This is a genomic window from Aeromonas sp. 25-248 (genome assembly GCF_053005425.1).
This window is the reverse complement of sequence record NZ_JBRKTB010000004.1, coordinates 44,442-57,892: the sequence shown is the minus strand read 5'-3', so window position 1 is coordinate 57,892 and position 13,451 is coordinate 44,442. Positions and strand designations below refer to the sequence as shown.

Sequence of the window (13,451 nt, the reverse complement as noted above, 5' to 3'; positions counted from 1 at the left end):
TTTGACGAGCCATCATCATGAGAACGAACGCGCCCCCCCTGGACAAGACGGCCCGCATCGAGGCGATCCTCGCCCTGATCCCCCCCGGCCGCGTGGTGAGCTACGGCCAGGTGGCGGATCTCGCGGGCCTGCCCGGACGGGCACGACTGGTGGGAAAAGTCTTGCGGGAGACCGACAAGGTGCTGCCCTGGCACCGGGTGCTGGGGGCGGCAGGCACCATTTCGCTGCCAAAAGGATCCGCAGGCTTTGACAAGCAAGCGGGGCTGCTGCAGGAGGAGGGGGTGCCCGTGATTGGCGGGCGGGTCAGGATGCGGGAGTGGCAGTGGCAGCCCGACCTGGCCGAGCTGCTCTTTCTGGTTCCCTTCTGACGAGGCTGGCACGTCCCGAAGGGATGGGCGTTCTTGCAACAAAGGGAGGGCCTCTGTGGTCGCCCTCCGTCACGTTCCTTCCCTAGTCGCCGGCAATGGGCCCCAGAATGTCATCGCTGCGCACCTGTACCGGGATGGTCTCATCCTCCCGTTGCAAGAGCACCAGCAGACTCTGTCTGTCCACCTCCAGCACATAGGCTGTCCCTTCACGGGTCAGGCAGGTCATGCCCGGCCGTATTTCATGTATCTCCATGACAAATCCCTGTCTTGCGCTGCCATCCATACAGCCATTCCAGTATATCGCCATCCACCAACAAAGAAGCCCCTCGCAAGGGGCCTCTTTCATCATGCCGTGAGCGGCGTCGCCATCAGGCTTTCTTCGCCTTGGGCAGGCTCTCCTGCCATTTTCCGTTGTCGTAATGGGCTGTCCAGCCGGTCGCCTTGCCGTTGACCTCGGTCATCACGTACTGCTCCTTGGTCTTGCGGCTGAAGCGCACCACGGAGGCGTTTCCGTCAGGATCTGACGCCGGGGCGTCCGCCAGGTACTGGTGCTTGGGAGAGAGGCGATCGCGGAAGCGCTTGAGCTCCTCCACCAGGGGCGCACGGGTCTCGCGGGATTTGGGGAAGTTGCTGGCGGCCAGGAAGAGACCGGCAGCGCCGTCCCGCAGCACGAAGTGGGCGTCGGACTGGGTGCATTTCAGCTCGGGCAGGGGTACCGGATCCTCTTTCGGCGGTGCAATGTCGCCATTTTTCAGGATCTTGCGGGTGTTCTTGCAGCTCTCGTTGGTGCAACCCATGTATTTGCCGAAACGGCCGTTCTTGAGTTGCATCTCGGAGCCGCAGCGATCGCACTCGATGCTCGGCCCTTCGTAGCCCTTGAGCTTGAACTGCCCCTGCTCCACCTCGTAGCCATCGCAATCCGGGTTGCGACCGCAGACGTGCAGCTTGCGGCTGTCGTCGATGATGTAGGCGTCCATGGCGGTGCCGCAGATCCCGCAACGATGCTTGGCACGCAGCGCATCGGTTTCCGCCTCGTCCCCGTCGGTGGCGGAGACGAACTCGTCCGCACTGACCAGGTTGATGGTCTTCTTGCAGCGCTCCTTGGGCGGCAGGGCATAGCCGGAGCAGCCGAGGAAGACGCCGGTGGTGGCGGTACGGATACCCATCTTGCGGCCACAATCCGGGCAGTCGATATCGGTCAACACCATCTGGTTGGCACGCATGCCTCCCTCTTCATGGGGCTTGTCGGCCTGCTCCAGCTCCTGGGTGAACTCGGCGTAGAAGGCGTCGAGCACCTTCTTCCACTCCAGGCTCCCCTCGGCGATGCCGTCGAGCTTGTCTTCCATCTTGGCGGTGAACTCGTAGTTCATCAGCTCGACGAAGTTTTCCACCAGGCGGTCGGTGACGATCTCCCCCATCTTCTCGGCGAAGAAGCGGCGGCTCTCGACCCGCACATACCCACGGTCGACGATGGTGGAGATGATGGAGGCGTAAGTGGACGGACGGCCGATGCCGCGCTTTTCCAGCTCGCGTACCAGGGCCGCTTCGGTGAAGCGGGCGGGCGGCTTGGTGAAGTGCTGGCGCGGATCCAGCTTGACCAGTTTCAGCACCTCGCCGACGGTCACCGCCGGCAGCTGGCTGTCTTCACCCTTGCGGCCCATGGGCGGCAGGGCCTTGGTCCAGCCGGCGAAACGCAGGGTGCGACCGCGCGCCTTGAGCTCGAACTCCCCTGCCTTGACGGTCAGGGTGGAGGAGTCGTACTGGGCCGGGGTCATCTGGCAGGCGACAAATTGGCGCCAGATGAGGTCATAGAGCCGCATGGCATCGGGCTCCATCCCTTCCAGCATCTCGGCAGTCACCTGGACGCTGGAGGGGCGGATCGCCTCGTGGGCCTCCTGGGCATTGGCCTTGGCGCCGTAGAGGTTCGGATCGCTCGGCAGGTAGGCTGCGCCATACTGCTCGCCGATGTATTCCCGCACCGCGTCCACCGCCTCTTTGCTGAGGTTGGTGGAGTCGGTACGCATATAGGTGATGTAACCCGCTTCATAGAGACGCTGGGCCATCATCATGGTCTTCTTGACCCCGAAGCTCAGACGGGTAGAAGCGGCCTGCTGCAGGGTGGAGGTGATGAAGGGAGCGGACGGCTTGGAGCCGGTCGGCTTGTCTTCACGGTTGACCACCTTGTAGTCGACCCCTTCCAGGGCCGCCACGGCGGCGAAGGTCTCGGCCTGGGTCACCGGCTTGAAGTCGGCTCCGTTGCGGCTGACCACCTCCATGCGCAGCTCGCTCTTCTCGGCGGTGAGCAGGTCGGCGTTGAGATCCCAGAACTCCACCGGCACGAACGCCTTGATCTCCCGCTCCTTGTCGACGATGAGGCGCACCGCGACGGATTGCACCCGACCGGCGGAGAGGCCGCGGGCCAGCTTCTTCCACAAGAGCGGGGAGACCATGTAGCCCACCACCCTGTCGAGGAAACGACGGGCCTGCTGGGCGTTGACGCGATGAATGTTCAGCTCGGACGGCTGGGCGAACGCCTCCTGGATGGCGCTCTTGGTGATCTCGTTGAACACCACGCGCTTGTAGCGGCTGTCGTCGCCACCGATGATCTCGCGCAGGTGCCAGGCGATCGCTTCCCCCTCTCTATCCAAGTCGGTTGCGAGATAGATGGTGTCAGCCTTGGCGGCCAGACTTTGCAACTCGCTGACCACTTTTTCCTTGCCGGGCAAAATCTGGTAGTTGGCCTGCCAGCCTGCGGTCGGGTTGATGCCCATCCTTGAGAACAGGGCGTTGCGATCCTTGGCCGCCTTCTCGGATTCGCTGAGCTTGATGCCGCGAATGACAGGTTTTTTGGGCTCGGTGCTGGCGCTGCCGCTGGTCGGCAGATCGCGCACGTGGCCTACGCTGGATTTCACCACGTAGTCCTTGCCCAAATATTTGTTGATGGTCTTGGCCTTGGCCGGAGACTCCACGATGACCAGTGATTTGCCCATGCTGTAACTATTATCCTCATTGCACCCGACGGGGTTGGCGTGCGGTTTTGTGGGGCTGTATAAGAGATTTGACGGGAAAAAGCAATCTTGCGGGTCAATTTGCCCGACAGCCCGAACCGCCCTGCTTCTTTATTTATTAATGCGAAGCCGAGGCGCGGGAAGCAACCGCTTTTTTGTTTTTATGCTATATCCCCCCCTTTTTTAGATTGGAAATGACATATCCAGCCACCCTTGTGACATAAAAACCCATTCTGGTTATCAGCTTGTTACAAAGGATGAAATCTCTTTATAATGGCCGCACACCGCAGCTTTGTGCGCGGAAGGAACCGCTCCCCATATAAAAATCGAAAGGATGTGATCATGAAGCACTTCGAGGTCAACTTCGACGGCCTGGTCGGCCCCACCCACAACTATGCCGGCCTCTCCTATGGCAACGTCGCCTCCCAGAGCAACGCCAAAGAGGCCTCCAACCCCAAGGAAGCGGCCAAGCAGGGGCTGCGCAAGATGAAGGCGCTGACCGACCTCGGCATGGTGCAGGGCGTGCTGGCTCCCCAGGAGAGACCGGATCTCGCGACCCTGCGCCGCCTGGGCTTCACCGGCAACGATGCCAGCGTCCTGACCCAGGCCGCCAGACAGGCCCCCGCCGTGCTGGCCGCCTGCTACTCCGCCTCCAGCATGTGGACCGCCAACGCCGCCACCGTCTCCCCGAGCGCCGACACCCAGGATGGCCGCATTCACTTCACCCCCGCCAACCTGACCAACAAGTTCCACCGCTCCCTGGAGCCCGAGGTGACCGGGCGCATCCTGCGGGCCGTGTTCAACAACGATCGCCACTTCTATCACCACCAGCATCTGCCGGAGAACGACCACTTCGGTGACGAAGGCGCCGCCAACCACACCCGGCTGTGCCGCGCCTATGGCGAAGCGGGGGTCGAGCTGTTCGTCTATGGCCGCAGCGCCTTCGACGTCTCCCAGCCCGCCCCCAAACGCTATCCGGCCCGCCAGACCCTGGAAGCGAGCCAGGCCATCGCCCGCCTGCATGGCCTTGGGGATGAGAGCGCGGTATTCATTCAGCAGAACCCGGACGTGATCGATCAGGGGGTGTTCCACAACGATGTCATCGCGGTGGGCAACCAGAACGTGCTCTTCTTCCACCAGCAGGCGTTCCTCCATACCGAGGCGGCGCTGGCCGAGGTGCGTACCAAGTTCGGCGACGGGGAACTGCACTTCATCGAGGTGCCGACTGCAGAGGTGTCGGTGCAGGATGCGGTGAAGTCCTACCTGTTCAACACCCAGATCCTCACCCTGCCATCCGGCGAGATGGCGATCATCGCCCCCACCGAATGCCGCGACAACCCGGCGGTGTCCGCCTATCTGGCCAGGCTGGTGACCCTGGGCACCCCCATCAAGGACGTCCACTACATGGACGTGAAGCAGAGCATGAGAAACGGCGGCGGCCCCGCCTGCCTGCGCCTGCGGGTCGCCATGAACGACACCGAGCTCGCCGCGGTCAACCCGGCCTGCCTCATCACCGACAGCCAGTTTGCCCGCCTGGATCAGTGGGTCGAGAAGCACTATCGCGACAGCCTGGCGCTGGACGATCTGCGGGACCCCTCCCTGGTGCTGGAGACCCGCACCGCCCTGGACGAGCTGACCCAGATCCTGAAACTCGGTTCCGTCTACCCCTTCCAGCGCTGAGGTGCGCCATCGGCCTGCAGAGCCGACGCAATAAAAAAAGAGAGCCGGGCAATGCCCGGCTCTCTTTTTAGTCCTTTGCACTGAGCTATAAAACCTGTTCACGAGCTGTAGCGAGAGATCGTCAGCAAGGTGAAGAGCAGCGCAGGAACCGGAGTGTGTAGATACACATGAGGATTCCGAGCAGCACATGAGCCTTGATCACGACCTCGCAGTAAGCTCGAAACAGGTTCTCAGCGCCAGGGGCTCTGCTGCCACAGCCGGCCAAGGCCGGCCTCCAGCCCCAGTGCCGCCTGCTTGCCAAGCTTCTGGGTCAGGCTCCTGGGTTTGCTGTAGCGGATGCCGACCACCTTGTGATGGCTGGCCTGGGCCAGCAGGTAGTCATCGCTGGTGCAAAGCGCATCCACCAGTCCGAGCTGCTTGGCCTGGCTCGCCAGCCAATGCTCGCCGGTGGTCACCTTGTCGATGTCGAGACCGGGTCTGTGCTCGGCCACGAAGGCCTTGAACTGTTCGTGGATGGCCCCCAGCTCCTCGCGAAACTTCTCCCGCCCCAGATCGTCGTTCTCGCCGAACATGGTGATGGTGCGCTTGTACTGGCCTGCGGTGTGCATCTCGAATTCGATGTCGTGCTTCTTGAGCAGCTTGTTGAAGTTCGGCATCTGGGCAATCACCCCGATGGAGCCGACGATGGCGAACGGCGCCGCCAGGATCTTGTCCGCGACGCAGGCCATCATGTAGCCACCGCTCGCCGCCACCTTGTCGATGGCCACGGTCAGCGTGATGTCCTTGTCCCGCAGCCGCTGCAACTGGGAGGCGGCCAGGCCGTAGCCGTGCACCACGCCGCCGCCGGATTCGAGGCGCAGCAGCACCTCGTCCCCGGGCCGGGCCACGCCTATCACGGCACTCACCTCTTCCCGCAGGGAGGCCACCTCCTTGGCATCCATGCTGCCGTTGAAGTCGATGACGAACAGCCGGCTGCGCTCATCCTCCCCCTTGGCTTTGGCCTTGTGCTCCGCCTTGCGGGTCTTCTCCATCTGCTTGCGCTCGGCCTTGCCCGCCAGGGCTGCCTGCAGTTGATGGCGCCCCTGCTCCAGCTCGCCGGAGAGATCGGTCACCACCAGCTCCCCCTTGCGGGATTTGGGCTGGCGGCTGCTCGCCACCATCAGGATGACGGCGCCGATGGCCAGCAAGAAGGTGAGGGTCTTGGCCAGAAACAGGCCGTATTCGGTCAAAAATGCCACTTGATGCTCCGCTCAATGTCCGGTTTTTTCACATAGTAAGGAGTTTGCCCCCCTCGCGCAAAAACTCTGCCATCTCCCGTGCCAAGGGCGGAGGGATCGATGCTATCGCCCTGTTTTATTCACATTTTTGCCGTCTCATACTGGTCAACTGCCGGGCCGGATCAGTACACTTGCCCACTCGATTCGTTGCGCCAAGCCGCCAGGCATTGTTAACAGGAGTCCACATGCTCGACTATCAGGCCCCCCGTGATCTGCTCAAGGACAAGGTCATTCTGGTGACGGGTGCCGGTGACGGCATCGGCCGCGAAGCAGCCCTCACCTATGCGGCCCACGGCGCCACCGTGATCCTGCTCGGGCGTACCAGTACCAAGCTGGAGGCGGTCTACGACCAGATTGAAGCGGCCGGTCACCCCCTGCCCGCCATCGTGCCAGTGGACTTGAAAGGGGCTACTGCCGCCCACTACCGCGGCATGGCGGAGACCTTCGCCCAGCAGTTCGGCCGCCTCGACGGCGTGCTGTTCAACGCCGGGCTGCTCGGCACCCTGTCGCCGTTCGAACACATTCAGGAGCAGGAGTGGGACGAGGTGATGCAGGTCAACGTCAAATCCGAATTCCTGCTGACCCAGGCGCTGCTGCCCCTCCTTCGCCAGACCGCCAAGGAGCACGGCGAGGCGTCCATCGTCTACACCTCCTCCAGCGTGGGCCGCAAGGGGCGCGCCTACTGGGGCACCTATGCCATTTCCAAGTTCGCCGTCGAAGGCATGATGGAGGTGCTGGCGGACGAGCTGGAGAACACCAGGGTGCGGGTCAACACCCTGAACCCGGGCGGCACCCGCACCAGGATGCGGGCCAGCGCCTTCCCGGCGGAAGATCCGCAAACCCTCAAGACCCCGGCCGATCTGATGCCCCTCTATCTCTACCTGATGGGGCGTGACAGTCAGGGCCAGAGCGGCAAGACCTTCGTGGCCCAGCCCAAATAAATCAACAAATCAACCGGATGGGATTACAGTGAAGAGGGGGTGCCAAGGCGCGCCCTGTTGAATCCCATCGGCCCCAGACAGGTTGCACTATGTTTCGTCCCAAGAGCACGTTTGAGCAATGGCGGATCTTTCAGGCGGTGGTGGACTGCGGCGGTTATGCCCAGGCTGCCGAGGCGCTGAACAAGAGCCAATCCTCCCTCAATCATGCGGTTGCCAAGCTGCAACAGAGTCTGGGGGTGGCCCTGCTGGAGGTGCGGGGGCGCAAGGCGGTGCTGACGCCGGCGGGGGAGATCTTCCTCAAGCGGGCGCGCCAGCTCAGCCAGCAGGTGGAAGAGCTGGAGAACCTGGCCAACAACCTGGAGCGGCAGTGGGAGCCGCAGATCAACCTCTATGTGTCCGTGGTGCAGCCGCGGGAGCGCCTCTACCGGGCGCTGGCCCACTTCTATCCCCGCAGCCGCGGATGCCGCATCAACCTGCACGAGCGGATCCACTGCCACTTCAATGCGCTGCAGGCAGGAGATCTGATGCTCTCCGAGCACCTGCCCCAGGATCGCACCGGCCTGCCGCTGGACGAAGTCTGTCTGCTTCCTCTGTGCGCAGCGGGCCACCCCCTTGCGGAGCAGGGAGAGCCCATCACCGCCGAGGTGCTGGCCAGCCACAACCAGATAAGCCTGCATCCCCCCATCCACCGCTCGGTGGACTGGAACGATGCGGACGACACCGGCTGGAAGGCGACCCACTATCATGAGGTGCTCAACATGGTGCGCCTTGGCATGGGTTACGCCTGGGTGCCCCGCCACCTGGTGCAGGAGGAGCTCGCCGAGGGCTCGCTGGTGCAGCTCGATCTCACCGGCGGCAACGAACGCTATCTCTACACCTACCTGCTCACCCCCTCGGTGGAGGCGCTGGGGCCGGCGGCCGAGCTGCTGCTGCGCTGCCTGCGCATCGAATACCAGGGAGAGAACCCCAGGTAAGGCCGCTTCAGCCCCGCACGACCGGGGCACAGGTGCCGGCACATCCTGGCATCGGCTCCTTTTTGCATCCCCTATACGTTGGGGACCCGCCAGCAGGCGGCCAGCGCCATCAGCGCCAGGGCCGCCGCCACCATGAAGACCCCGTGGAAGCTCCAGAGCTCCGCCACCGTCCCCGCGATGGCCCCCGCCATGATGGAGCCGGTGCGGATGCTGTTGGAAAAGAGCGTGGTCGCCACCCCGGCGCGCCCCGGCATCAAGTCCTGGAAATAGGACATGCCGATGCCGGCCACGATGCCGATGAAGATGGCATTGAGCAGTTGCAGCGCAATGAGGGCATGCTGGCTCGACAGGGTCACGAGACCGCCATAGAAACCGACCCCGGCCAGCACCGCCAGCAGCATCATGGGCCGCTTGCCAAAGCGCCGGGTGTAGTAGCCCGCCAGCAGCATGAAGGGGATCTCCAGGGCCGCCGCCGTGCCCATCAGCAAACCGGCCAGCTTCTCCTCCAGCCCCAGCTCGCGGGTGATGTAGAGGGGCATGTTGATGAGGTACATGCTGTTGCAGGTCCACATCAGGGTGGAGGCGATGAAGAGCGCCCGCACCGACGGATCCCGCCAGCTGCTCACCCGCTCCACCTCGCTGTCCATCACCGGCAGCGGCAGGGAGGGAAGCCAGCGCCACACCACGAAGGCGCAGATGACATAGGCCAGCGCCGAGGCCAGATACATCACCTCGAAGCCGTAGCCGATGGCGAGCGCGAAGGCGATGGGCGGCCCTATCACCCAGGCCAGGGAGAACTGGGCCCGCAGCACCGAGCTGAACATGTCGGCCTGTTTGTTGCGGCTGTCGGCGTATTCCCGCGCCAGGGCGAACAGCTGCGGGCTGGCGGTGGCGGTCAGGCTCGCCAGCAGCACCCCCAGGCTCACCAGCAACCAGTACTGCCGGTTCCAGGCAAACAGCAGGGAGAGCACGATGCCGGCGAAGCAGCAACGCAGGATCAGCTGCTTGCGATCCCCCTTGTTGTCGGAGCGGTGGCCGAGCCACTGGCTGATGAGGATGCCGATCACCGCGTTCACCGTGTAGAAGAGCCCCACCAGGAAGGGGCGCACCTGCACCTCCTCGGCCAGAAACAGGCTCAAGGTCGGCACCTGCAGCGCCACCGCCACCCCGGTCATGAAGGTCACGGCGAGAAACGAGAGAGAGACGGGATCCGGCCTCTTGCGGGCAACAGACAGCAAACTCATAGAGATACCATTGATATGGAAGAAAAAAAGGAGCCAGATGCGGGCGGGCTTGGCGTATGGCGGCGGCTATTTTATGTCATTATCAACAGCCACCTCAAGGGTTGCGGGGGGGCGTCCAAGTCCGTACATTGGAAGCCCATCCAGCGCCAGTACAAGGATTTAACATGTTTGATTTTGACCGGGAAATAGATCGCAGCGGTACCATGAGCCTGAAATGGGACAAATACAAGGGTCAGGATGTCCTGCCCATGTGGGTCGCAGACACCGACTTCGTCTCTCCCCCCGCCGTACTGGAGGCCCTTACCAAACGGGTCGCCCACGGCATCTTCGGCTATTCGCGCCCCTCTCCCCGGCTCATCGAACTGATCGTATCGCGTCTGGCCAGCCGCTATGGCTGGACCATCCAGCCCGAATGGCTCGTCTTCCTGCCCGGGGTGGTGCCGGGCCTCAATCTCGCCTGCAAGGCCTGGAGCCAGCACGGGCGCGGCATCATCACCCCCAAGCCGGTCTACTACCCCTTCCTGCAGGCACCGGGCTTCAATGACCGCCCCCTGCTCACCGTCCCCGTGGTGGAGGAAGAAGGCCGCTGGGTGCTGGATCTCGAAGAGCTTGAGCGTCAGGCCCCCTCGGCGGATCTGCTGCTGCTGTGCAACCCCCACAACCCGGGTGGCACCGTCTTCACCCGGGAAGAGCTGCTGGCCATCGACGCCATCGCCGAGCGCCACAACCTGGTGATCTGCTCCGACGAAATCCACTGCGACCTGCTGCTGGACAAAGATGCCCGCCACATCCCCTATGGTGCCCTGAGCCTGGAGGCGGCCGAGCGCTCCGCCGTCATGATGGCGCCGAGCAAGACCTTCAACATCGCGGGCCTGTGCTGCTCCTTCGCCGTGATCCCCAATGCCCGCCTGCGGCTCAAGCTGCAACAGGCAATGCGCGGCATCAGCGCCGACGTCAATCTGCTGGGGTTCGTGGCGGCCGAGGCGGCCTATGAGGGGGGCGAGCAGTGGCTGAATGAACAGCTCGACTACCTGACCGGCAACCTGGCCCTGATCGAGCAGGCCGTGGCCCGCTGGCCCGGCGTCAAGCTGGCCCGCAACCAGGCCACCTACCTCGCCTGGATCGACATGAGCGCCCTGGGCCTGGACGATCCCGTCGCCTTCTTCGAACAGGCGGGCGTGGGTCTCTCCCCCGGAGCCCAGTTCGGCAACGGCCAGTTCGTGCGACTCAACTTTGGTTGCACCCGGGCCCGTCTCACCGAGGCCCTGGCCCGCATGGAGAAAGCCATTCTCCAGACCCGCTAGCGAACCGTCCCGGGCGGCGGCCCCAGGCCGCCCGGTGCGCGCAAAAGCGGTAAAATCCGTTCAGCTTCCCGTCTGATACGGATAAGATGAGGCTCATCACCGGATGAGCCCGCCTCCTCCTCATGTTCAGCCACGGTTTCGGTCCACTATGCGCCCATTCGCCTTCTCTGCCCTGTTGCGTCTGTCACGTACCGCCCTGCCCTGGCTTGCGGCCGTGCTGGCGCCCTCCCTCTTCGCCTCCCCCGCCTATGTCACCATCGGTACGGGAGCCCTCAACGGCGTCTACTACCCCACAGGGGGGGCCATCTGCCGCCTGCTCAACGAGGAGAGTGCCCGCCACGGCCTACACTGCACGGTGCAGAGTACCTCGGGCTCCATCGCCAATCTGGCGGCCCTCGCCAAGGGAGAGGTACAGCTCGCCCTGATGCAGTCGGATGTGCTCTACCATGCGGTGCACGGCACCGGCCCCTTCGCGGGCCAGGCCCCGGACGATCAGCTGCGCAGCCTGTTGCGGCTCCACAAGGAGTCCCTGACCCTGATTGCCAGCGCCACCAGCAACATCACCACCCTGGCCGACATCAAGGGCAAGCGGGTCGATGTCGGCGCCCCCAACTCCGGGGACAGGGTCACCAGCCGGGCCCTGCTCGATGCCATGGGGTGGCGGGTCGCCGACTTCAGCCGACCGCCTGTGATCTCCCCGGGCAACCGGCTGGAGGGGCTCTGTGACGGCACCCTGGATGCCGCCTTCGTGGTCGCCGGTCACCCCAATCAGGCCATCGGCGATCTCACCGGCCGCTGTCAGGCCCGCCTCATTCCCATCGAGGGGGAACAGGTGGACAAGCTGCTCAAGCAGCACCCCTACTATGATCGCAGCCGCATCGGCGCCAACCTCTATCCGGGGCAGACAAGCGGTGTCAACACCTTCGCCGTCACCGCCGAACTGGTGGCGCTGGCAAGCCTGCCCGAGAGCGAGGTGCGCACCCTGCGGGACGTGCTGAACGAGCGGCTCAAGCAGTTCACCCGGCTGCATCCGGCACTGACCACCCTCACCTGGGAAGGCATGCAGGCGGGCAGCATCGCCCTGCTCCATCCCGGCATGCTGGATGCCGTGCCCACCCTCCCGGCGGACACCCTCACGGCATCCGGTGCCGTGGCCACCTCGGGCGCCCTGCCAACCTTGCCCCCGGCGAGCAGCGCGGCCACACCGACCGATGGGGCAGGCCCCCAGGAAGGCACCGCGCCACTGGAGGGGTCCGACACCTTGCCGGAGCAGCCGGCCGCCGCGACCCTCTCAACCAGTTCGGGGGCGGCCTCCACCAACCAGGCCCCGGCCCTGACCGAGCCGCCCACACCGGGCAGCGCAACCCTGGCACCAGGCCATCCCCTGACCCCGCCTGAGGCGCCCGCCTCGTCGGCAACGCCGCTGGAGGCGCCATCACCGGAGGCCATGCCGGCCAGCCCGCCCAGCCATGCGGTGGGGACCACAACCCCCGCCGGGCAATGAACACCAACCAAGAGGCCACCCCAGGGGTGGCCTCTTGGTTATCGGGAACGGGCGCCTGGCCTGTCACGGCGCCAGCAGCAGCGCCGGATTCTGGATCTCCTCCTCCACCCAGTGCAGCAGCTGCTTGATGGCCCGGGACAGCACCTGGTTCTGGCGCACCACGTACCCCAGGCTGGTACCGGGAAAATCGGTGAGCCGGGTCACCGGGGCGGTCAGCTTGAGCCTGGGGTGCAGGGAGAAATCCGGCACGATGGCGACGCCAAAACCCGCCTCGGCCCAGTCGAGCTGGGCATCCACGCTCCCCACCTCCATGATGCGGCAGCTCGGCAGGCCGAGCAGGGGCAGGGAGGGATCGATCAATGCCCGGGTCCGGGTGTCGTGCCCCAGCAGGATCAGGGTCGGCTCGTCCAGAGGATCGCTCTCCCCCGAGCTGGCCCGCGCCTGCCAGCGGGCCAGGCCGTGCCCCAGGGCACACCAGGTCACCTGCTGCAACTCGGTGTAGAAGAGCGGCTCGCTGCGCTTTTGTGCCATCACGAAGCCCAGATCCGCCTTGCCCGCCCGCACCAGATCCGCCGCCTGATCCGAGGTGGTGTTGAACAGGGTGAGGTCGATGCCGGGGAAGGCCTGCTTGAAGCGCTGGAACGGCTGGATGAGCAGCAGGCGCGAGATGATGTCGCTGGCGGCGATGGCGAGCGTCCCCTGGCTCAACTGGCTCAGGGCATTGAGATCGGACTGGCAGAGCTGCAACTCGTTGATGGCGCGCTCGGCGCTTTGCAGCAGCCGCTCCCCCGCCTGGGTCAGGCGAAACGGGCTACGCTCCACCAGCTTGACCCGGGTCGCCTGCTCCAGATTCTTGAGGTGCAGGCTCACATTGGGTTGCGTCATGTGCAGTTCGGTGGCCGTCTGGCCGAAGTGCTGCAACCGGGCCAGGGTGACGAAGGTGTGCAGCCAGTGAATGTCCAGCATGGGGTTCCTCTTCTCCCGGGTCGATGGCTGGGCCAGCGCCGCCAGGGCACGGTCACCACACAAGGGAGCGCGGTGTCGATAATGGCACCGGAATTATATGGCTTCCTTATCGGAATTATAAAGATAATTAATTTTTCTAATCCTCACGGGGCTCCTAGGATGGACGCCTAACGTCTTAGGAGAAA

General features: G+C 64.2%; 11 protein-coding genes. 6 read left to right on the top strand and 5 right to left on the bottom strand.

Translation table 11 applies throughout. The features are described 5' to 3' along the window. Positions 1-17: 17 nt before the first annotated feature. Positions 18-368, top strand: coding sequence for an MGMT family protein (locus tag ACVDHI_RS08240; RefSeq protein ID WP_039040524.1), 351 nt, complete (start codon positions 18-20; stop codon positions 366-368). An 82-nt stretch (positions 369-450) separates the two neighbouring features. On the opposite strand, the gene ACVDHI_RS08235 is transcribed toward ACVDHI_RS08240, so the two are convergent. Together ACVDHI_RS08235 and topA are read right to left on the bottom strand one after the other, a co-directional pair. Next, on the bottom strand, positions 451-621 hold the full coding sequence (locus ACVDHI_RS08235; RefSeq protein WP_164882955.1) for a hypothetical protein: 171 nt from the start codon (positions 619-621) through the stop codon (positions 451-453). 115 nt (positions 622-736) lie between these two features. Next, positions 737-3,358 carry a type I DNA topoisomerase gene (topA, locus tag ACVDHI_RS08230; RefSeq protein ID WP_039040523.1) on the bottom strand — a complete coding sequence of 874 codons (2,622 nt, stop codon included), beginning with the start codon at positions 3,356-3,358 and terminating at the stop codon, positions 737-739. Between the two features lie 360 nt (positions 3,359-3,718). On the opposite strand from topA, the gene astB reads away from it, so the two are divergent. Continuing rightward, positions 3,719-5,056 (top strand): N-succinylarginine dihydrolase, encoded by a 1,338-nt coding sequence (astB, locus tag ACVDHI_RS08225; protein ID WP_270829621.1) that lies wholly within the window; start codon positions 3,719-3,721, stop codon positions 5,054-5,056. Positions 5,057-5,286: 230 nt separating this feature from the next. Here astB and sohB read toward each other — a convergent pair whose 3' ends face one another. Further along, positions 5,287-6,294 (bottom strand): protease SohB, encoded by a 1,008-nt coding sequence (gene sohB, locus ACVDHI_RS08220; RefSeq protein WP_039040521.1) that lies wholly within the window; start codon positions 6,292-6,294, stop codon positions 5,287-5,289. 224 nt (positions 6,295-6,518) lie between these two features. On the opposite strand from sohB, the gene ACVDHI_RS08215 reads away from it, so the two are divergent. Beyond that, positions 6,519-7,274 carry a YciK family oxidoreductase gene (locus tag ACVDHI_RS08215; protein WP_447211953.1) on the top strand — a complete coding sequence of 252 codons (756 nt, stop codon included), beginning with the start codon at positions 6,519-6,521 and terminating at the stop codon, positions 7,272-7,274. An 89-nt stretch (positions 7,275-7,363) separates the two neighbouring features. Further along, complete coding sequence (locus ACVDHI_RS08210; RefSeq protein ID WP_128344474.1) at positions 7,364-8,248, top strand: LysR family transcriptional regulator; 885 nt, start codon at positions 7,364-7,366, stop codon at positions 8,246-8,248. 71 nt (positions 8,249-8,319) lie between these two features. Here ACVDHI_RS08210 and ACVDHI_RS08205 read toward each other — a convergent pair whose 3' ends face one another. Next, entirely contained in the window at positions 8,320-9,492 is a 1,173-nt protein-coding gene (locus tag ACVDHI_RS08205; protein WP_039040518.1) for an MFS transporter, read from the bottom strand. 164 nt (positions 9,493-9,656) lie between these two features. Here ACVDHI_RS08205 and ACVDHI_RS08200 point away from each other — a divergent pair, with 164 nt between their 5' ends. Then, positions 9,657-10,796: a MalY/PatB family protein gene (locus tag ACVDHI_RS08200; RefSeq protein WP_324024557.1), complete on the top strand. Its 1,140-nt coding sequence runs from the start codon at positions 9,657-9,659 to the stop codon at positions 10,794-10,796. A 148-nt stretch (positions 10,797-10,944) separates the two neighbouring features. Further along, positions 10,945-12,300: a TAXI family TRAP transporter solute-binding subunit gene (locus ACVDHI_RS08195; RefSeq protein ID WP_201894322.1), complete on the top strand. Its 1,356-nt coding sequence runs from the start codon at positions 10,945-10,947 to the stop codon at positions 12,298-12,300. Positions 12,301-12,363: 63 nt separating this feature from the next. Here ACVDHI_RS08195 and ACVDHI_RS08190 read toward each other — a convergent pair whose 3' ends face one another. Beyond that, positions 12,364-13,266, bottom strand: a complete 903-nt coding sequence (locus ACVDHI_RS08190) for a LysR family transcriptional regulator (protein ID WP_041212603.1) — start codon at positions 13,264-13,266, stop codon at positions 12,364-12,366. Between the last annotated feature and the right edge of the window lie 185 nt (positions 13,267-13,451).

Bases quoted from the DNA above. Each gene is read 5' to 3' on its own strand.
- ACVDHI_RS08240 (WP_039040524.1), top strand. From the start codon at position 18: ATGAGAACGAACGCGCCCCCCCTGGACAAGACGGCCCGCATCGAGGCG.
- ACVDHI_RS08235 (WP_164882955.1), bottom strand. From the start codon at position 621: ATGGAGATACATGAAATACGGCCGGGCATGACCTGCCTGACCCGTGAA.
- topA (WP_039040523.1), bottom strand. From the start codon at position 3,358: ATGGGCAAATCACTGGTCATCGTGGAGTCTCCGGCCAAGGCCAAGACC.
- astB (WP_270829621.1), top strand. From the start codon at position 3,719: ATGAAGCACTTCGAGGTCAACTTCGACGGCCTGGTCGGCCCCACCCAC.
- ACVDHI_RS08215 (WP_447211953.1), top strand. From the start codon at position 6,519: ATGCTCGACTATCAGGCCCCCCGTGATCTGCTCAAGGACAAGGTCATT.
- ACVDHI_RS08210 (WP_128344474.1), top strand. From the start codon at position 7,364: ATGTTTCGTCCCAAGAGCACGTTTGAGCAATGGCGGATCTTTCAGGCG.
- ACVDHI_RS08205 (WP_039040518.1), bottom strand. From the start codon at position 9,492: ATGAGTTTGCTGTCTGTTGCCCGCAAGAGGCCGGATCCCGTCTCTCTC.
- ACVDHI_RS08200 (WP_324024557.1), top strand. From the start codon at position 9,657: ATGTTTGATTTTGACCGGGAAATAGATCGCAGCGGTACCATGAGCCTG.
- ACVDHI_RS08195 (WP_201894322.1), top strand. From the start codon at position 10,945: ATGCGCCCATTCGCCTTCTCTGCCCTGTTGCGTCTGTCACGTACCGCC.
- ACVDHI_RS08190 (WP_041212603.1), bottom strand. From the start codon at position 13,266: ATGCTGGACATTCACTGGCTGCACACCTTCGTCACCCTGGCCCGGTTG.